Source organism: Guyparkeria hydrothermalis (genome assembly GCF_023555385.1).
GTDB lineage: Bacteria > Pseudomonadota > Gammaproteobacteria > Halothiobacillales > Halothiobacillaceae > Guyparkeria > Guyparkeria hydrothermalis_A.
The window spans coordinates 785,413-803,843 of sequence record NZ_JAJSED010000001.1; the positions used below are offsets into that span (position 1 = coordinate 785,413).

Genomic DNA, 18,431 nt, shown 5'->3' on the forward strand with positions numbered 1-18,431 from the left:
GTCTCAGCCCCCGGATTCGACCCGGTAGCGGGCGGACTGCGCGTGCGCCTCCAGCCCCTCGGCACGGGCGAGCCGGTCGGCGACCTGCCCCAGTTCGGCCGCGCCTTCGGCCGAGCAGTGGATGATGCTCGAGCGCTTCTGGAAGTCGTAGACGCCCAGCGGCGAGGAGAAGCGCGCCGTACCGGAGGTCGGCAGGACGTGGTTCGGCCCGGCGCAGTAGTCGCCCAGCGCTTCGGCGGTGTAGCGACCGACGAAGATCGCGCCGGCATTGCGGATGTCGCCGAGGCGCTCTTCGGCGCCCGCGAACGACAGCTCGAGGTGCTCGGGGGCGATGCGGTTGGTCAGCTCGATCGCCTGGTCGATGTCGGCGACCTCGATCAGCGCGCCGCGTGATTCGAGTGCCTTGGCGATGATCTCGGCGCGCGGCTGCTCGGGCAGCAGGCGTTCGATCGACGCGGCAACCGTGTCGAGGAAATCGGGGTCGTGCGCGACCAGGATCGCCTGCGCCTGCTCGTCGTGCTCGGCCTGCGAGAACAGGTCCATCGCGATCCAGTCCGGATCGGTATGACCGTCGCAGACGATCAGGATCTCGGAGGGGCCGGCGATCATGTCGATGCCCACGCGGCCGAAGACCTCGCGCTTGGCCGCGGCGACGAAGATATTGCCCGGACCGACGATCTTGTCGACCGCCGGAATCGTCTCGGTACCGAAGGCCAGCGCGGCCACGGCCTGCGCCCCGCCGACGGTGAACACGCGATCCACACCGGCAATGCGCGCGGCGGCGAGCACGGTGTCGTTCTGCACGCCGTCCGGTGTGGGCACGACCATCACCACCTGCCCCACCCCGGCAACCTTGGCCGGGATGGCGTTCATCAGCACCGACGACGGGTAGGCAGCCTTGCCGCCCGGCACGTACAGGCCGACCCGGTCGAGCGGCGTGACCTGCTGACCCAGCACATTGCCGTTGGCCTCGGTGTACGACCAGCTCTCGCCCTTCTGCCGTTCGGCATAGGCGCGCAGGCGTTGGGCGGCCAGTTCGAGGGCCTCGCGTACGTCGGCCGGAATTGCCTCGAGGGCCTGATCGAGCCGCTCGGCCGACAGCTCCAGCGCGGAGGCACTGTCCACGTCGACCCGGTCGAGTCGGCGGGTATGCTCCACCACGGCAGAATCACCGCGCTTGCGCACGTCGGCGAGGATGTCGCGGACAATCCCTTCGACCCGGTCGTCGGCCACGCCCGACCAGTCGAGCAGTTCATCCAGCTGGCGATCAAAATCCGCCGCGCGGGCGTTCATCCGACGGATCATCACTGCCCCTCCAGGTACTTCTCCACCCGGTCGACGAAGTCGGTCACCCGGGCGTGCTTGAGCTTCTGCGCCGCGCGATTGACGATCAGGCGCGAGGAGATGTCGGCGATGTGCTCGAGCGGCTCCAGCCCGTTGGCCCGCAGGGTATTGCCGGTATCGACCACGTCGACGATGCAATCACCGAGATCGACCAGCGGCGCGAGCTCCATCGAGCCGTACAGCTTGATCAACTCGATCTGTCGGCCACGGTCGGCAAAGTACGACTCCGCCGAGCGGGTGTACTTGGTGGCCACACGAATGCGTCCGGCCCGATCCAACACACCGGGCTTGCCGGCAACCATCAGCTTGCACTGGGCGATCTTGAGGTCGACCAGCTCGAACAGACCCTCGCCACCGTGCTCGACCAGTACGTCCTTGCCGGCCACGCCGATGTCGGCGGCGCCATGCTGGACGTAGGTGGGCACGTCGGAGGCACGCAGGATCAGCAGGCGCACGCTCGGGTCACTGGTCTCGAGGATCAGCTTGCGGCTCTTGTCCGGGTCCTCGAGGGGCTCGATGCCCACGGACGCTAGCAGCGGCAGGGTTTCCTTGAAGATGCGCCCCTTGGAGAGCGCGACGACGATCTGGTCGGATTGGGACATGGTGATCAGCTCGTGATCCGTTGGATATTGGCGCCGAGGCGGGAGAGCTTCTCCTCGATCGATTCGTAGCCCCGGTCGATGTGATAGATGCGATTGACGAGAGTTTCGCCACGGGCGACCAGCCCGGCCAGCACCAGGCTGGCCGAGGCGCGCAGGTCGGTCGCCATGATCGGTGCGCCCGACAGGGCCTCGACCCCGCGGATGATCGCGGTGTTGCCCTCGATGTGGATATCCGCGCCCATGCGCTGGATTTCCTGAACGTGCATGAAGCGGTTCTCGAAGATGGTCTCGACCACCGTCGACGTGCCCTCCGCCACGGCGTTCATCGCCACGAACTGTGCCTGCATGTCCGTGGGGAAGCCCGGGTGCGGCGCGGTCCGGATATCGACCGCCTTGGGCCGGCGACCGTGCATGTCGAGCCGGATCCAGTCCTCACCCGTCTCGATCTCGGCCCCCGCCTGTTCCAGTTTGGCCAGCACGGCATCCAGCAGCTCGGGACGCGTATCGCGAACGAGGATGCGACCGCGGGTCATGGCCGCGGCGACGAGATAGGTGCCGGTCTCGATCCGGTCCGGCAGGACACGGTAGCGCACGCCCTGCAGGCGCTCGACCCCGTGGATGCGGATCACGTCGCTGCCCGCGCCGCGCACGTCTGCACCCATGGCGTTGAGGAAGTTGGCCAGATCCACCACCTCGGGTTCTCGCGCCGCGTTCTCCAGCACGGTCTCGCCCTTGGCGAACACCGCAGCCATCATCAGGTTCTCGGTGCCGGTGACCGTGACCTGGTCGAGTACGACCCGTGCGCCGATCAGCTGTTCGGCGGAGGTCTCAATATAGCCGCCCTCGACCCGGACATCGGCACCCAGTGCCTCGAGCCCCTTCAGGTGGATGTCGACCGGGCGCGTACCGATCGCACAACCGCCCGGCAGCGAGACGCGCGCCTTCTTGAAGCGAGCGAGCATCGGACCGAGCACCAGGATGGATGCTCGCATGGTCCGCACCAGGTCGTAGGGTGCTTCGAGCATATCGACGGTGGTGGTGTCCACCTCGACGCTCATCTGGTCGCCCACCGTCAGCGTCGCGCCCATGCGACCGAGGAGCTCCATGGTGGTGGTCACGTCCTGCAGGTGCGGGACGTTCTCGATGGTCACCGGCGAGTCGGCCAGCAGGGAGGCGGCCATCATCGGCAGCACGGCGTTCTTGGCGCCGGAACTGCGGATCTCGCCATCGAGCGGCTTGCCGCCGCGGATCAGGAGCTTATTCATCAGGTCGAATCGGGTCTCAAGCCGTGGGCTAATCCAGGCCAGTTTCGAGTGTCATCAGCTCGTCGAGCCCGTAGACACCCATCATCTGGCGCATGGCCTGGGGCGCGTGAGTGTATCGCAGACGAATGCCTTTTTCCTCGGCGTCGGCCTGAACGGCTGCCAGCCAGGCCAGCCCGGCGGTGTCGATGCGTCGCAGTTGACCCAGATGGATCTCCACCTCCGGTCCGACCACTTCGGCGGGCAAGCCCGGCCGGCGTCGATCGAGCGTCGAGCGGACCAGTGCGCCCCGCACGCGAAGAAGGCCCGGCTCGACCCGCCAGTCCCAGCCGGAATCAGGCTCGGTCCCTTCAGCCTTCATTCTGCTCGCGCAGCGTGCGGATCAATCCCTCGATGCCATCGCGCTGAATCTTCTGCGCGAAGCTGCCTCGGTAGTTGTTGACCAGGCTGATGCCGTCGACGATCACGTCGTACGACTTCCACTCGCCATCGACGGGCGCCATGCGATAGGCCACCGGCACGATGCCGAAATCGCCGCCCGAGACTTCGGACTCGACGATCAGCTCGCCCTCGCCACCACCCGGCTTCGTCCCGACGATGCTGATGGTCTGGTCACCCAGCTCCGACAGCGGGCCGGCATAGGTGCGCACCAGCAAACGCTGGAATTCCTTGGTGAAGGCGTCCCGCTGCGCCGGCGTGGCACGGCGGTAATAACGCCCCAAGACCAGGCGGGTCATGCGCTCGGCATCCACGTGCGGAAGCAGCAGACGATCCACGATCGCCAGCAGCATTTCAGGGTCCTCCTTGACCTCGGCCTGGTGCTCGCGGATCTCGCGGATCACCGCCTCGGCGGTGGACTCGACCAGCTCCCGGGCTTCAGCTTCGGTCGGCGCGTCGACATTCGCCTGCACCAGCCCCGAGGCACCGGCCGTCACGACCGCAACAAGGGCCATGAGCAGGCGTTGCAGGGAGAACGACGAGGAAACGGCGGGAATCGCGAACGGCATGGGAAAACTCACTGCGGGTAGTCACCGGTCGCCACGGCCAGGCGGGCGACGCTCATGTTGTAGTCGTTAATGGCACGGAAATAGTCGGCCTGCGCCTCGGTGTTGGCCTTGACCGCCTCGGCCACTTCACCGCCGTCGATCAACCCCGCCTGGAAGTCGAGAAAGCTCGACACCATCCACTTGCGGGTGTTGTCCTTGGCCGTATCGAGGGCACGGATCTGCCGATCGAGCCCGTGGGCCTGGTGGTAGGCCTCGGACACCTGGAACGGGATGCCCTGGCGGGCCAGTTCGGCCTTCGCCACCACCTCCTGCAGCTGGGCTTCCGAGTCGCTGATGTTGGCCCGGACGACGCCGGGATTGAAATCCCACTTCAGGCCCACGACCGGGGTGGCATACGTCTGGTTCAGCGGCTGGTTGATATAGGGATTGTTGAGGCGCTCCCGACCTGGCGTGTAGGTGGCGCCGGCAATCACGCCGGCATACAGGTTCGGGTAGCGTTCGCTCTTGCGCGCGGCCACGTAGTTGCGCATCGCCGCCTGGCCGTTTTCGGCCATCGCCATTTCGGGACGCTGCGCCAGCGCCCGGTCCGCCAGCTCGGCCAGCTCACGGTCCGGCAGCGCGACCGGCTCGATCCGCCGCTCGGCCACCTCGATCTCGGCGGTGATCGGCACGCCGATAATGGTCTTGAGGCCGTCGATGGCAATCGACTCGACGCTCTCGGCCTCGGCGAGGTAACGCTCCAGGCTCGCCGCACCACTCTCGATCGCGTAGAGCTGGCTCATCGTCGCCCGACCCTCGTCGACATCCTCGCGCAGGTCGTCACGGGTGCTATCGACCTTGCGCTTGACGCCCGCGAGCATGCGCCGCGTATCGCGAGCGGCCAGGTAGCCCCAATAGGCCCGCCGAACGGTCAGCCACGTCTCGGCGCGCGCCAGGGAGACCTCCGATGCTTTCACATCGCGATTCAACCGCGCGGCGTCGCCGTAGTTTTCCAGCTTGCCGAAAGTATAGAGGGGCTGGATGATCGAGGCGGTAAGCCCGGTGGTGACGGTGATGCCCTCGTCGAGCTCGTTGCCGTCGTCACGCAGCGTGCAACCCGAATCCGGGCAGGTATTGGTGCCATTGGTAAAGATGCCGTCGGACGCCTTGGGGGCCAGACCAGCGAACAGGTTGGCGGACATGCGGACGCCGCCCTCACCCTGCACCCGCTCGATCAGCGCCTGCGCCCGGGCCACGTTGGCCCGCTGCTCGTCGATGCGCGGGTCGCTGTTCAGGGCCATCTCGGTGGCCTGCTCCAGCGTGATCGGCTCGTTCGGCACCGCGGCGGCTACCGGGCCGGCTACGAGCGCAACCAGGGAAAGTGCCATGACACCCCGGCAGCCGCGGGCAATGATTCCGTTACGTTTGTTCATTCTTTTGCCTTGTCGAACAAGAACTTGGACACAACACTTTCGAGGATGATCGCGGACTGGGTCATCGTGATCCGGTCGCCGTCCTCGAGTGATTCGAGCGCCCCACCGGGGGAAATCTCGACGTACTGCGCCCCCAACAGACCGGCAGTATAAATATTGGCAAACGAATCTGTCGGCAGGTTGTCGTATTTGTCGGCGATCACCATGTGGACTTCCGCCTGGAACGTCTCGGGGTCCAGTTCAATCGAGTCGACCCGGCCGATGGTCAATCCGGCCAGCTTGACCGGCGACTGCACCGTCAAGCCGCCGATGTTGTCGAAGCGGGCAGTGATCTCGTAACCGCTAACCCGGCTGGCGCCGAAGTTGCTCCACTGCAGCGCCATCACCATCAGGGCGGCGATCCCGGCGAGCACGAACAGCCCCACCACCAGCTCGACTCCGCGTTGCACATTCATTCCATCACGCCCCAAACATGAAAGCAGTCATTACAAAGTCCAGCCCCAGCACGGCCAGCGAGCTCAGGACCACCGTCTGCGTCGTCGCCCGTGCCATGCCGCTGGCCGTGGGTTCGGCCCGATAACCCTCATAGACGGAGATCAACGCGATCACCGCCCCAAACGCCAGCGATTTCACTGCCCCGCCACCGACATCCTCCCATGCCTCCATCTGCTCGGCGATCTGACCCCAGTAGGATGCCTGGTCGACGCCCAGCACCACCACGCCGATCAGATAACCGCCGATGATCCCCACCAGGGAGAACAGCGCGGCCAACAGCGGTACCGAAATCATCGCCCCCCAGAAGCGCGGCCCGATCACCCGACGCAACGGATCAACCGCCATCATCTCCAGTGCGGCGAGCTGCTCGGTGGTCTTCATCAGCGCGATCTCCGCGGTGATGGCGGACCCCGCCCGGCCGGCGAACAGCAAGGCGGCTACCACCGGCCCCAGCTCGCGGACCAGCGACAGCGCCACCATCACGCCAAGCGACTCGCTGGCATTGAAGTTCGAGAGGATGTTGTAGCCCTGCAGGCCCAGCACCAGGCCGACGAACCCGCCGGCAACCAGGATGATCGCGAGCGACAGCACACCGGCGGCGTAGACCTGCTGGGCGATGTCACGCGGACGAGCCCAGGTCGGCATCAGCACCCAGGAAAGCTCGACGGCAAACAGGGCCATCGCGCCGGCGTGGTGCACGCCACCAATCACCTGGCGCCCAAGTCGGGCGATCGCATCAATCAGCCGGTTCATCGTACCGCTCCCAGCCCAAGTTCGGCGGCCAGGGACGTGTCGGAATCGCCGGCGTTGAGCGGGCCTTCCGCCGCCCCGTCGAGGAACTGCGCCAGCGCCGGCTCGTGTTCCCGCTGGGCGAGCACCTCATCGGGCGAACCCTGCCCGATGACCCGCCCACCGGCGATCACAATCACCTGATCGGCAATACTCAACGCTTCGCTTACGTCATGCGTGACGACGATGCTGGTCAGCCCGAGGGCATCGTTGAGTCGTCGTATCAGTCGCAGCAGCACACCCATGCTGACCGGGTCTTGCCCGGCAAACGGCTCGTCGTAGAGCATGATCTCCGGATCGAGCGCCATGGCCCGCGCGAGCGCTGCCCGCCGGGCCATCCCCCCGGAGAGCTCGGCCGGGTACTTGCCGCGGGCCGCGCGCAGGCCGACGGCCTCCAGCTTGAAAAGCACGATGCGATCAATCAATGCCTCGTCGAGTTTCGAGTGTGCCCGCAGGGGAAAGGCGACGTTCTCGCCGACGGTCAGATCGGTGAACAGCGCCCCGTTCTGGAACAGGACACCCATGCGACGACGTAGCGCGTACAGTGCCTTGCGGCGCACCCGCGAAACATCAGTGCCATCGACGACGACCCGACCACTGGAAGCGCGCACCTGGCCACCGATCAATCGCAGCAGGGTCGTCTTGCCGGTACCCGACGGCCCAAGCACAGCCGTGACCTGCCCGCGCGGGAACCGCATGTCGACGCCGTCGAAAATCACTTGGCGCCCGCGAGCGAAGTGAACGCCGTCGAGCTCGATCATGTCGGCTTGCTCTTGTGTCGCGCTCACAACCCGATCAACTCGGCAAGCGTCTTGAGGCGGTCGACCGTGGTCACGGACGGCGGCTCGCCGTCGACGAACAGGGCCGCCTCGGCCGGAGCCTGTTCGACGAAGCGCTCGAGGCCATCGCGCAACGCAGAAGCATCGTCACTAGCGGGAATCAGGCCGACCACCGCACGGTCTGCCTCATTGTCCGGTCGCCAGACCGGGGTGTTGTCGTCCAATCGGACCACCCGGTGGTATCCCGCCTGCGCAACAGCCTCCCAGTCCCGCGACCAGGCGACCGACTCGACCACCACGAATACCGGCGCCGGTGCATCGGCAAGCTCCTCGAGCACCGTCTCGGCATCCGGATCTTCACCGGCAACCCAGAGGGCATCCTGCTCGTTAAGCAGAAAGGCCACTCGCCATTCCGGCGGCATGTCCGGATCGAAGAAACTCGATGCCAATGCCGGCGAATGCCGGTAGCGCAGACCGAAATGTACCGCCTTCATGTCAGTTCGCCCACGGGTGGAAACGGTGGCAGCACAGGCCGTGACCGGCCGCCTCGAGGTCGCGAATGATACACGTCATGCCGGCCCCTCGAGCTCGCGCACCAGGCGAAATCCCAGGTTCAGATCGAATTCGTTGGCCTGGCGCGGTGCCCGGGACGCGCTCCGGCAGGCACCGGGGGAATCGAACCAGGACCCGCCTCGCACGGCCCGCAGGTGCTTATTACGGGGATCGACACTGCGGTGGGGTTGCGATACCGACCGCGGCCCGACCAGGTACCGTTCACTCCACTGATCCTGCGTGAATTCCTGAACATTACCGTGCACCTCGTAGAGCCCCCAGGGATTGGCCGGCAGGCTGCCGACGGCCACCGGCTTGCCCGGCCCGCAAAGGAACAGACCGCGGGTGCAGTGAAGTCCGCCGGCGCAGTTCACTTCCTGGCGGCGGATGCGGTCGCCGAAGCAGAACATCGTGTCGGTACCGGCCCGTGCCGCGTATTCCCACTCCGCCTCGGTCGGCAGGCGGTAGCGCGCGCCGGTCAGCTCGCTTAGCCATGCGGCGTAGGCCTCGGCATCCGTCGCCGAGACGTTGTACATGGGAAATTCAGGGTCGTTCCAGGTGTAGGGCCGTGGTCGACGATGGCCGCTCGCCTCGAGAAAGGCGAAATATTCGCACCGACGGATCGTGCCACGCGTCATCGCGAATGGCCGCTCGACATGCACCTCGTGGCGCGGCTGCTCGAACGAGCGGGCCTGATGCTCGCTCGCCCGGCTCCCCATCCAGAACCCGCCCTCGGGAATGACGGCCAGTTCCGGCGCCGGCTCGTCCCCGGCCGGCGGATCCCGGAAGAAAACGTCGAGCCCGAGTCGATCCGCGGCATCGCGCTGCCGCTCGATTACCCCATCGACGGACCCTGCCTGCGCGGCCGTGGCTGCCGATTGCATTCGCTCACCTCCCGGGATTGATTTACCGACAGCGGAACCGGGCTGCATCGTGCCGGTCTGCCCGCTTGGCAGCACCCGACGCGACCATTTCGGCCACGGCGGGCTGATATACTCCGAAACCCGAAAATCTTAGCATGCCGACCGGATCCCTCATGGAGCAAAAAGCCCTGCATCCCGACAACCTGCTGCGCATGGCCCACGAAGTCGTCGACATCGAACGTGACGCCATCGGGGCGTTGACCTCACGCCTCGACGAGACCTTCGTCGAGGCGTGCCGTCTGATGCTCGCCTGCGAGGGACGCGTGATCGTTACCGGCATGGGCAAGTCCGGGCACATCGGGGGCAAGATTGCCGCCACGCTGGCGAGCACCGGCACCCCCGCGTTCTTCGTGCACCCCGGCGAGGCCAGCCACGGCGATCTGGGCATGATCACCGAGCGCGACGTGGTCATGGCCCTGTCGAACTCCGGGGAAACCGCCGAGATGCTCGCCATCCTGCCGGTGATCAAGCGCCTCGGCGTCGGCCTGGTAGCGATGACCGGCCGCCCCGATTCCACCCTCGCCCGCTCCGCCGATGTGCACCTGGACGTCGGCGTCGAACAGGAAGCCTGCCCGCTCAACCTCGCACCAACCGCAAGCACCACCGCGACGCTGGTGATGGGCGATGCACTGGCCGTCGCTCTGCTCGACGCGCGCGGCTTCCAGCCCGAAGACTTTGCCCTCTCCCACCCGGGCGGATCACTGGGGCGCCGCCTGCTACTGCACGTGCGCGACGTCATGCATACCGGCGAACGTCTCCCAAAGATCGGCCCGCAGCAGAGCGTCAAACAGGGCCTGCTGGTGATGACGTCCGGTGGACTCGGCATGGCCGCGATCGTCGATGACCAGGACCGCCTGCTGGGCCTGTTCACCGACGGCGACCTGCGCCGCCTGCTCGACAGTAGCGACTTCGACCTCGACTCGGCCATCGAGCGGGTGATGACACCCGACCCGCGCACCTGCCGCGACAACATCCTCGCCGCCGAGGCCATGGCGATCATGGAACGTGACAAGATCAACGGCCTGCTCGTCGTCGACGAGAACCGGAAACTGAAAGGAGCCCTCAACATGCACGACCTGCTTCGCGCGGGGGTGGCCTAATGCGCCACGATGACAGGAACTGGATCGAGCGCGCCCGCGAGGTGCGCCTACTGGTGCTGGATGTCGACGGCGTGATGACCGACGGCCGACTGCATCTCACCGAGAACGGCGAGGAGCACAAGATCTTTCACAGCCGCGACGGCCACGGCATCAAGCTCATCCAGGAGCTGGGAGTGGACGTGGCCATCATCACCGGGCGCGCCTCGGAGGCCGTCACGCGGCGGGCCAAGAGTCTCGGCATCCAGCACGTGGTACTGGGCGCGACGGACAAGGGCCAGGCGATCGAGGAGCTCTCGCAGCTGGTGAATGTGCCGCTGGCGCAGATGGCCGCCATGGGTGACGACGTCCTCGATCTGCCCATGCTCAATCGCGCCGGCCTGTCGGCCACGGTCTGCGATGCCCCCATGATGATTCGCAGCCGCGTCGACTGGGTGAGCCCGCTCCCGGGTGGCTCAGGCGCAGTGCGCGCGCTGATCGACACGCTGATCGACGCCCGCGGCCAGTGGGGCGACGTGCTGGCGCGGTATACCTGACGATGAAGTGGCCCCTCCCACCGCAGGCCAACCGTGCCCTGCTGGCCGTGCTCGGCATCGGCCTGCTGGGCCTGTTGACCTGGGAGAACCTGTCGGACGAGTTCCTGCCGCAGCTCGAGGCGACCGGCGGTTACGCCCAGCGGCTGGATCAGGTGTCGAGCTGGCAGTACGACGAGGAGGGTCGATTGTCCTATCAACTCGCCACCCCGCGCGCCATCCAGCGCGATGCCGAGGATCGTTACGAGCTCGAGGCTCCCGAGGCGGCACTGATCGACGAACCGGACACGCCGCCCTGGACGATCGACGCCGCGCGCGGCACTCTGCTCGACGGAGGCAAGAGCATCCGATTGGATGGCTCGGTGGTTGCCGCACGCGCGCCCCATCAGGACCGTGGTCGGCTGGAGCTGCGCACCGACCGGCTCTGGGTCTACCCCGAGCGCTACGTGGCCCGAACCGACCTCCCCAGCACGCTGCAGGAGTTGGGGGCATCCGGCGAGCGCCGTTGGACCAGCAAGTCCGACGCTTTCCACCTCGACTGGGACGAGCGGATCTTGACGCAATCCGACCGGATACGGGATCGGATCGAACCGCAGGCACAGCGCCAGTGAGCGCATCCGCACAGACACGACGCGCAGACAGGAAATACATCATGGCGATCATTCCGAATTCGACTTCTCGCTTGCAGGCAGCCGCTCTTCTTCCGGCCTTTTGCCTTTCGCTGGCCATGGCCGGGGCCACCTCACCGGCATTCGCCGCCAAGGCGGACCGCAACAAGCCGATCAAGGTGCAAGCGGACAAGAAGGTGACCAAGTATCAGGAAGGCACCAGCGTGTATACCGGTGACGTGGTCATCGATCAGGGCAGCCTGCATGCCACCGGCCAACGAGCCACCCTGTATCTCGAAGACGGCCAGCTGGTGCGCGCCGTGCTCGAAGGGCACCCCGCGACCTTCCGCGAGCGCGACGAACAGGGCAACCTGGTCGAGGGCAAGGCCAACGAGGCCGACTACCGCACCGCCAACGGCAATGTGATTCTTACTGGCGATGCCTGGCTGAAGCGCACCGGCGACGAGATCCGCTCTGATCGCATCACCTACGACCTCGACACCGAGGTGGTCGAAGCCGGCGAAAGCGATGGCGGTGCCCGCGTCGAGATGACACTGCAGCCACGCAACCGCGACGAGAAAGGGGACTAAGCGCTCATGCCGCGAACCACCCGCCACGCCCCGCTGCTGGAAGCGCGCACCCTGTCGAAGAGCTATGGCTCGCGGCCGGTGGTGCGTGATGTCTCGCTGCACGTGGAAGCCGGCGAGATCGTCGGCCTGTTGGGCCCCAACGGGGCCGGCAAGACCACCAGCTTCTACATGATCGTCGGCCTGGTACCAGTCGACCAGGGGGGCGTGTTTCTCGACGGCCGGGACATCACGCACACGCCGATCGACCGCCGGGCCCATCTTGGGCTCGGTTACCTGCCGCAGGAACCCTCCGTCTTCCGCAAGCTGACCGTGCGTGAGAACATCCTGGCCATCCTCGAGCTGCGCCGCGAACTTACGCGAAACGGGCGGCGACGGGCACTCGAGGAGCTACTCGAAGAACTCAACGTGACCCACATCGCCGATTCCAAGGGCCAGGCCCTCTCGGGTGGCGAGCGTCGCCGCGTGGAGATCGCCCGGGCGCTGGCGGCCAACCCGCGCGCCATGCTCCTCGACGAGCCGTTCGCGGGCATCGACCCCATCTCGGTGATCGACATCCAGCGCATCATCGAGCATCTGCGCGACCGGGGGATCGGCGTGCTGATCACGGATCACAACGTCCGCGAAACGCTCGGCGTCTGCAAGCGAGCCTACATCGTCTCCGACGGCGAAATACTGGCGCACGGCAGTGCCGACGAGCTGCTCGCCAACAAGTCGGTCCGCGATGTCTATCTCGGTCACGACTTCACCCTCTAGGCCCCGGATCCGGTGCGGGAACCGTTGGCACAACCGGGTGACATTCCGCTAAACTGACTCTCATGCAAATTGCATGCTCACCCCGTTTTCAGCCCCTCTCCTGCGGGCCGACATCCCATGTTCCGCAAGGCGCCCGACGTGCGCCGATGCCGGCAATGGATCTCGCCGGAGGTGACTCGTGGCAGGCATGAAGGCCGGACTCGAACTGCGGCTGGGCCAGTCGCTGGCAATGACGCCGCAGTTGCAGCAGTCGATCCGTCTGCTGCAATTGTCCACGCTCGAATTGAGCCTCGAGATCCAACAGGCGCTGGACACCAACCCCCTGCTCGAAGTGGCCGAGGATGATCGGGGCGAGGAAGAGTCCGCCGAGACGCAGTCCACCGAGGATCAGGACCCCGGCGCCCAGGCCGGCGAGGAACTGCTCGAGGATCGCAAGGACAAGTCGGCGGACGAGGACCTGGTGGTCGACTCGTCATGGGACGACTACTACGAATCCGACGGTGCCACTGCGCTGAGCAGCAGCGCACCGAGCGAGGACTACGACCCCTTCGCCACGCAATCCACCGGCGAGGACAACCTGCGAGATCACCTGCTCAGCCAGGTCCACCTCGCGTCGCTATCCGAATCCGACCGTCGCGTCGCCACCGCTCTGATCGAATCGATCGAGCCAACGGGCTACCTCGAAGAATCGCTCGACGAGATCGTCGCCCTTTTGCAGGACGAACTGCCGGAGCTCGACATCGAAGAGGCCGAGGCCACTCTGCACTACATCCAGCAGCTCGATCCGGTCGGCGTCGGTGCCCGGTCGCTGGCCGAATGTCTCACCATTCAGATTGATCAGAAATACGCGGACGACCCGGCGGCAGCCGATGCCCGGGCCGTGCTCGACGGCGACTGGCTCGAGGCAATCGCCCGGCGGGAACTGCCGCATGTCACCAAGGGGCTCGGCATCAGCCGCGAGCGACTCGAAGCCGCGCTGCGACTGATCCAGGTCCTCGATCCCCGCCCGGGGTTGTCCATCAGTGAGACGACAGCCGACTACATCCGGCCGGACGTGATCGTCACGCACCGTGAGGACGGCTGGCACGTCGACCTCAACCCCGAGATCGCGCCGCGGCTTCGTGTCAATCAGACCTATGCCAGCCTGATCGACCGTTCCAGCCGCGGCAAGGACGCGACCTACATCCGCAACCACCTTCAGGAAGCGCGCTGGTTCATCAAGAGCCTGCGCAGCCGCAACGAATCGCTATTGAACGTCGCCCGCGAGATCGTTCGCCGGCAGATGGACTTCTTCGAGCAGGGCGAGATCGCGATGAAGCCGATGGTACTGCGCGAGATTGCCGAAGCGCTCGACCTGCACGAATCCACGGTCAGCCGCGTGACGACGAACAAGTACATGCTCACGCCCCGCGGGGTGTTCGAATTCAAGTACTTCTTCTCCAGCCACGTCGGCACGAGTGACGGCGGTGAGTGCTCGGCCACTGCCATACGGGCACGAATCAAGAAGCTAGTCGAGGAAGAAAATCCCAAGAAGCCCTTGAGCGACGCCAAGATTGCGACCATGCTTGGAGACGAGGGGATCGACGTCGCTCGACGCACGATCGCCAAGTACCGGGAAGCGATGGGGATCGCTTCCTCAACCGACCGTAAGCGGTTGATATAGATACCATATAAAGGAGTCGTCTATGCAGATTGACATCACCGGTCATCACGTCGATGTTACCGAGGCCCTCAAGGCCCACGTCCACGACAAGTTCACTCGGCTGGAGCGGCACTTCGACAAGCTGGTAGACATCCACGTGATTCTCACCGTGGAGCGCAAAGAGGCCCAGAAGGCCGAAGCCAACCTCCACGTCAGCGGCCAGGACATGCACGCCGAAGCGGTCACCGATGACATGTACGCGTCCATCGACGCCATGGTGAACAAGCTGGATCGGCAGATCGTCAAGCACAAAGAAAAACTCACCAGCCACCGCTGACCCTTCGCGGGGAGCGATACCAGACTCTCCGCGATACGCCGGGCGACGGCCCACGGCATGACCGTCGCCTGGCAGGAGCCACGAGGTCGGTGTTGCACCACGAATACAACAAGCTATGATGCGCCCCGACTCGACCATTCCCGCCCCGACCCGCGAGCGATCCTCGCGGCAAGTCGACCGACAGGGTGCTTAATGAATACTGCCGAGCTGTTTCCGATCCACCACATCCGGATCGACGAGCTGTACCAGAGCCGCAAGCGAGTACTTGAAGTGCTCTCCGGCCTGCTTGCGGACGACGAACTCGGTGGCCAGCAGGCCACGCAAATCTTCGAGGCCCTGGTGGCCCGCGAACGACTCGGCTGCACCGCGATCGGTCACGGCATCGCGGTCCCCCACGGCCGCGTCGACGACATTCTCACGCCCCGGGGGGCCGTGGTTCGCCTGCGCGAAGGGGTCGACTTTGGTGCGCCGGACGGGGCACCCGTCACGCTGGTCATTGGCCTGGTCATCCCGGAAGACTGCCCCGAGCAGCACCTGGAGATCCTCGGCCGGTTGGCGCGACATCTCAACGACCCGGACGAGCGTGACACCATCATGGAGGCGCAAAGTGCCGAGCGCGTCCAGAACCTGATGATAGAGTGGCTAAAGGACAGTGCCGAGGCGACAGCCGGCTGAACCGGGCACCGCGCCCGACCATCGAGCCATGAACGGCAAACGGGCAGGCCATGATCCCGAGCTTCACCCATCATCACCTCTCATCGGATGCCAGCGACGCCGACTGGCAGTGGGCCTTGCCCGACCAGTGGCAAGCCGGCGTCGCACCCGACCAGCGACGCATCGGGCCGGCCAACCCCTGGATCCCCACCCGCCTGGCCCTGATCTCCCCCGCCCTGAGACGCTACCTGCAGTGCGGCGAGGAATGCCTGATACACGCCAACGGCCCGCTGCCGGCAAACGACGGCCCGCGCACCATCGTCCTTACCGAGGCCCACGCCGGAGCGGTCGATGAGTGGCTGGCCCACGTTCCCGTGGCCGAACCGGGCCATGGCACCCCGATCGTGGTCATCAGCACACCGGACGACGACGAGAGCGTCAGTCAGCGCCTGCAACGCCTCTGCGGCGCGCACGACGAGGACTGGCGTCATGGCGTGTTCATGGAGATCAGCGGGCTTGGCGTGCTCATCCGTGGCACCGCCGGCATCGGCAAGAGCGAAGTGGCGCTGGAATTGATCAGCCGGGGTCACCGCCTCATCGCCGACGACGCACCCTGCTTTATCGCACGTGGCGACGAGGTCACCGGTTCCTGCCCCGACCGGCTGTTCGGCCTGCTGGAGGTCCGCGGCATCGGTATCCTCGACATCCGCGAGCTTTTCGGCAGCAACGCGCTCAAGGCACGCAAGTACCTGCGCCTGATCGTCGATCTCTACCCGGCCGACAGCGAGCACCACATGGGTGCCGACGAGCGCCTTTTCGGCGACCGCGGCAACGAGCGCATCGCCGGTCTGTCGATTCCCGTCTGGCGCATGCCCGTGGCCCCGGGACGCAACCTGGCCGTACTGCTCGAGGCGATCGTGCGACAACGCAACCTCGAGCGCCAGCGCGGCGGCCAGCCCGTCAGCCCCCGGGTCGGTCGACTGTTGGCCGACGGCGAGATCCCCGACAACCCCGACCAGAAGCCGGAGCCGTGGTCGTGAGCAGCCCCGCGCCACGTCTGATCCTGGTCACTGGACAATCGGGCTCGGGCAAGTCGGTGGCACTCGCTGCTCTCGAGGACAGCGGCTTCTATTGCATCGACAACCTGCCGCCCGACCTGCTCGATCACCTGGCCGAGAGCTATCTCAAAGGCAGCATCGCGGCCCGCGGCATCGCGATCAGTATCGACGCCCGTGCCCCGGAGCAATCGCTCGCCGACCTGCCGGATCGTATCGACCGCCTAAGGCAACGCATGCCGCAGCTGCGAATCAGCAGCCTGTTCCTAGAAGCGGATCGCCAGCGCCTGATCACCCGTTTTTCGGAAACGCGGCGCCGGCACCCCCTCTCCTACCAGATCGAGAACCTGGTCGAGGCCATTGCCCGCGAAGGGCAGCTGCTGATGCCGATCCGCGCCTATGCCGACCTGGTTATCGACACCAGTCTCACGACCGTGCACCAGCTGCGTGAGGACGTGCGGTCGCGCCTGATCGGCGAAAAGGTGGTTGGCCCGCGCATCCTGATTCAGTCCTTCGGCTTCAAATTCGGCATCCCGCTGGACTCCGACTTCCTGTTCGACGTCCGGTTTTTGCCCAACCCGCACTGGGATACCTCGCTTCGGCCACACAGCGGCCTGGACGAGGCCGTGGTGAACTACCTCGAACAGCACCCGGTCACGCACGATACCCGCTCGCGCATCAGCGAGTTCCTGGCACACATGCTGGTTCAGGCGAGCCGCAGCGATCGCAGCTACCTCACCTGCTCGGTGGGCTGTACCGGCGGCAAGCACCGCTCGGTGTATATCGTCGAGCAGATCGCCCGTGACCTCCGCCCCACCTTCGGCAACCTGGTGGTCCGCCACCGGGATCTGGGCAACCACTGACCGGTAACGTCGGGGAATCCCCCTGTTCCCACCCGGTTTTTCGGTATGATGCAGGCTTTGCCGAACGCGATTGAGGAACCGTCCCTGCAATGACCGTCGGAATCCTGCTCATCTGCCACAACGACATCGGTGCCCAACTCATCGAGACGGCCACCGACATGCTCGAACGGCTGCCCACGCCGCTCGAGCACATCGATGTGCGCCAGGACGATGACCCGATCGATCTGCTCAACGCCGCACGCCGCCGGGTTGCGGACCTCGACAGTGGCGACGGGGTACTGGTCATGACCGACATGTACGGGTCGACCCCTTCCAACATCGCCCATCGGCTGCGCGATCAGCACACGGTGCAGGTGCTCTCGGGCGTCAACCTCCCCATGCTGATCCGCGCACTGAACTACCCGCGCCTGGCGCTGCCCGAGATGACTGCCAAGGCCTGCAGCGGGGGGCGCGACGGCATCATCCAGGAAGGAGCCACCGAAGGGTCATGAACGACGAAACCAGCACCGCATCGATCAGTCGCGACCTCACCCTGCGCAACCGTCGCGGGCTGCACGCGCGCGCCGCGGCGCGCTTTGCCGCCACCGCCGAACGCTTCGACAGCGACATCGAGGTGGCCTTCAACGGGCGAAACGTCAACGGCAAATCGATCATGGGGCTGATGATGCTGGCCGCCGCTTGCGGCAAGACCATCACCGTCACCGTCACCGGTGGCGACGCCAACGAGGCGCTGGACGAGATCGCCGATCTCGTCGATGCGCGTTTTCACGAATCCGAATAACAGATACACGGGACCAACGATGCAACGCAGAGGCAATCAAGCGAAAGACAGCTACGTCGGGCTGGACAAGGACCGCGACGGCGGCATGACCTTCCTCGGCCGCCTGGTGCTCGATGCCCGGGTCTTCGGCCTCATCCCCGAGGACGAGACCTGCGAGGGCTGGGAACTCGGCCGCATGCAGGGGCTCGCCGACCGGGTCAATGCCGAATGGGACAAGCACGGCGGCGGCATCCCGAGCCTGCTGCCGGACGACCTGCGCGCCCGTCACGCGCAGGCCTACGAAGATCAGATGAACAAGGCACGCAAGGAAGGCTGGGATCCCGACGCCAACATGGAAGAGGACTGATTCCTCC

General features: G+C 65.8%; 24 protein-coding genes. 13 read left to right on the forward strand and 11 right to left on the reverse strand.

Features of this window, described 5'->3' with window-relative positions; genetic code table 11:
- Positions 1-3: 3 nt before the first annotated feature.
- From hisD to LV476_RS03665, 11 genes are all read right to left on the reverse strand, one after another.
- The gene (hisD, locus tag LV476_RS03615) at positions 4-1,305 is read right to left on the reverse strand and encodes a histidinol dehydrogenase (RefSeq protein WP_250073531.1); all 1,302 of its coding nucleotides are present in this window, start codon (positions 1,303-1,305) and stop codon (positions 4-6) included.
- The gene (gene hisG / locus LV476_RS03620) at positions 1,305-1,946 is read right to left on the reverse strand and encodes an ATP phosphoribosyltransferase (RefSeq protein WP_250073534.1); all 642 of its coding nucleotides are present in this window, start codon (positions 1,944-1,946) and stop codon (positions 1,305-1,307) included. The genes hisD and hisG overlap by 1 nt, the downstream gene beginning before the upstream one ends.
- Before the next feature lie 5 nt (positions 1,947-1,951).
- A complete protein-coding gene (gene murA, locus LV476_RS03625; protein WP_250073536.1) occupies positions 1,952-3,211 on the reverse strand; it encodes a UDP-N-acetylglucosamine 1-carboxyvinyltransferase in 1,260 nt (419 codons plus the stop codon).
- A 28-nt stretch (positions 3,212-3,239) separates the two neighbouring features.
- On the reverse strand, positions 3,240-3,569 hold the full coding sequence (locus LV476_RS03630; RefSeq protein WP_250073537.1) for an STAS domain-containing protein: 330 nt from the start codon (positions 3,567-3,569) through the stop codon (positions 3,240-3,242).
- Positions 3,559-4,215 carry an MlaC/ttg2D family ABC transporter substrate-binding protein gene (locus LV476_RS03635; protein ID WP_250073539.1) on the reverse strand — a complete coding sequence of 219 codons (657 nt, stop codon included), beginning with the start codon at positions 4,213-4,215 and terminating at the stop codon, positions 3,559-3,561. Before LV476_RS03635 ends, LV476_RS03630 begins: the two co-directional genes overlap by 11 nt.
- An 8-nt stretch (positions 4,216-4,223) precedes the next feature.
- Entirely contained in the window at positions 4,224-5,627 is a 1,404-nt protein-coding gene (locus LV476_RS03640; RefSeq protein ID WP_250073541.1) for a TolC family protein, read from the reverse strand.
- Complete coding sequence (gene mlaD, locus LV476_RS03645; protein ID WP_250073543.1) at positions 5,624-6,082, reverse strand: outer membrane lipid asymmetry maintenance protein MlaD; 459 nt, start codon at positions 6,080-6,082, stop codon at positions 5,624-5,626. Before mlaD ends, LV476_RS03640 begins: the two co-directional genes overlap by 4 nt.
- A gap of 4 nt (positions 6,083-6,086) precedes the next feature.
- The gene (gene mlaE, locus LV476_RS03650; protein ID WP_250073545.1) at positions 6,087-6,875 is read right to left on the reverse strand and encodes a lipid asymmetry maintenance ABC transporter permease subunit MlaE; all 789 of its coding nucleotides are present in this window, start codon (positions 6,873-6,875) and stop codon (positions 6,087-6,089) included.
- Complete coding sequence (locus LV476_RS03655) at positions 6,872-7,699, reverse strand: ABC transporter ATP-binding protein (protein ID WP_434062814.1); 828 nt, start codon at positions 7,697-7,699, stop codon at positions 6,872-6,874. The genes mlaE and LV476_RS03655 overlap by 4 nt, the downstream gene beginning before the upstream one ends.
- Positions 7,696-8,184, reverse strand: a complete 489-nt coding sequence (locus tag LV476_RS03660) for a hypothetical protein (RefSeq protein ID WP_250073547.1) — start codon at positions 8,182-8,184, stop codon at positions 7,696-7,698. Before LV476_RS03660 ends, LV476_RS03655 begins: the two co-directional genes overlap by 4 nt.
- Positions 8,185-8,259: 75 nt before the next feature.
- Entirely contained in the window at positions 8,260-9,126 is an 867-nt protein-coding gene (locus LV476_RS03665; RefSeq protein ID WP_250073550.1) for a formylglycine-generating enzyme family protein, read from the reverse strand.
- Positions 9,127-9,278: 152 nt separating this feature from the next.
- On the opposite strand from LV476_RS03665, the gene LV476_RS03670 reads away from it, so the two are divergent.
- From LV476_RS03670 to LV476_RS03730, 13 genes are all read left to right on the forward strand, one after another.
- Positions 9,279-10,265: a KpsF/GutQ family sugar-phosphate isomerase gene (locus LV476_RS03670; protein ID WP_250073552.1), complete on the forward strand. Its 987-nt coding sequence runs from the start codon at positions 9,279-9,281 to the stop codon at positions 10,263-10,265.
- Positions 10,265-10,798: a KdsC family phosphatase gene (locus tag LV476_RS03675; RefSeq protein WP_250073554.1), complete on the forward strand. Its 534-nt coding sequence runs from the start codon at positions 10,265-10,267 to the stop codon at positions 10,796-10,798. The genes LV476_RS03670 and LV476_RS03675 overlap by 1 nt, the downstream gene beginning before the upstream one ends.
- 2 nt (positions 10,799-10,800) lie before the next feature.
- Positions 10,801-11,406 carry an LPS export ABC transporter periplasmic protein LptC gene (gene lptC, locus LV476_RS03680; protein ID WP_250073556.1) on the forward strand — a complete coding sequence of 202 codons (606 nt, stop codon included), beginning with the start codon at positions 10,801-10,803 and terminating at the stop codon, positions 11,404-11,406.
- A 41-nt stretch (positions 11,407-11,447) separates the two neighbouring features.
- Positions 11,448-11,993, forward strand: a complete 546-nt coding sequence (gene lptA, locus LV476_RS03685) for a lipopolysaccharide transport periplasmic protein LptA (RefSeq protein ID WP_250073559.1) — start codon at positions 11,448-11,450, stop codon at positions 11,991-11,993.
- Positions 11,994-11,999: 6 nt separating this feature from the next.
- Complete coding sequence (gene lptB, locus LV476_RS03690; protein ID WP_250073561.1) at positions 12,000-12,746, forward strand: LPS export ABC transporter ATP-binding protein; 747 nt, start codon at positions 12,000-12,002, stop codon at positions 12,744-12,746.
- A 187-nt stretch (positions 12,747-12,933) separates the two neighbouring features.
- Positions 12,934-14,409, forward strand: a complete 1,476-nt coding sequence (locus LV476_RS03695) for an RNA polymerase factor sigma-54 (RefSeq protein ID WP_250076237.1) — start codon at positions 12,934-12,936, stop codon at positions 14,407-14,409.
- A 22-nt stretch (positions 14,410-14,431) separates the two neighbouring features.
- Complete coding sequence (hpf, locus tag LV476_RS03700) at positions 14,432-14,725, forward strand: ribosome hibernation-promoting factor, HPF/YfiA family (protein ID WP_250073563.1); 294 nt, start codon at positions 14,432-14,434, stop codon at positions 14,723-14,725.
- A gap of 192 nt (positions 14,726-14,917) precedes the next feature.
- Positions 14,918-15,400 carry a PTS sugar transporter subunit IIA gene (locus LV476_RS03705; RefSeq protein WP_250073565.1) on the forward strand — a complete coding sequence of 161 codons (483 nt, stop codon included), beginning with the start codon at positions 14,918-14,920 and terminating at the stop codon, positions 15,398-15,400.
- 50 nt (positions 15,401-15,450) lie between these two features.
- On the forward strand, positions 15,451-16,419 hold the full coding sequence (locus LV476_RS11175) for an HPr(Ser) kinase/phosphatase (RefSeq protein ID WP_284047404.1): 969 nt from the start codon (positions 15,451-15,453) through the stop codon (positions 16,417-16,419).
- Positions 16,416-17,297 carry an RNase adapter RapZ gene (gene rapZ, locus LV476_RS03715; RefSeq protein WP_250073567.1) on the forward strand — a complete coding sequence of 294 codons (882 nt, stop codon included), beginning with the start codon at positions 16,416-16,418 and terminating at the stop codon, positions 17,295-17,297. The genes LV476_RS11175 and rapZ overlap by 4 nt, the downstream gene beginning before the upstream one ends.
- A gap of 89 nt (positions 17,298-17,386) precedes the next feature.
- The gene (locus tag LV476_RS03720; protein ID WP_250073569.1) at positions 17,387-17,788 is read left to right on the forward strand and encodes a PTS sugar transporter subunit IIA; all 402 of its coding nucleotides are present in this window, start codon (positions 17,387-17,389) and stop codon (positions 17,786-17,788) included.
- Positions 17,785-18,078 carry an HPr family phosphocarrier protein gene (locus LV476_RS03725; protein WP_250073571.1) on the forward strand — a complete coding sequence of 98 codons (294 nt, stop codon included), beginning with the start codon at positions 17,785-17,787 and terminating at the stop codon, positions 18,076-18,078. Before LV476_RS03720 ends, LV476_RS03725 begins: the two co-directional genes overlap by 4 nt.
- 19 nt (positions 18,079-18,097) lie before the next feature.
- Positions 18,098-18,424 (forward strand): hypothetical protein, encoded by a 327-nt coding sequence (locus tag LV476_RS03730; RefSeq protein ID WP_250073573.1) that lies wholly within the window; start codon positions 18,098-18,100, stop codon positions 18,422-18,424.
- Positions 18,425-18,431 lie beyond the last annotated feature (7 nt).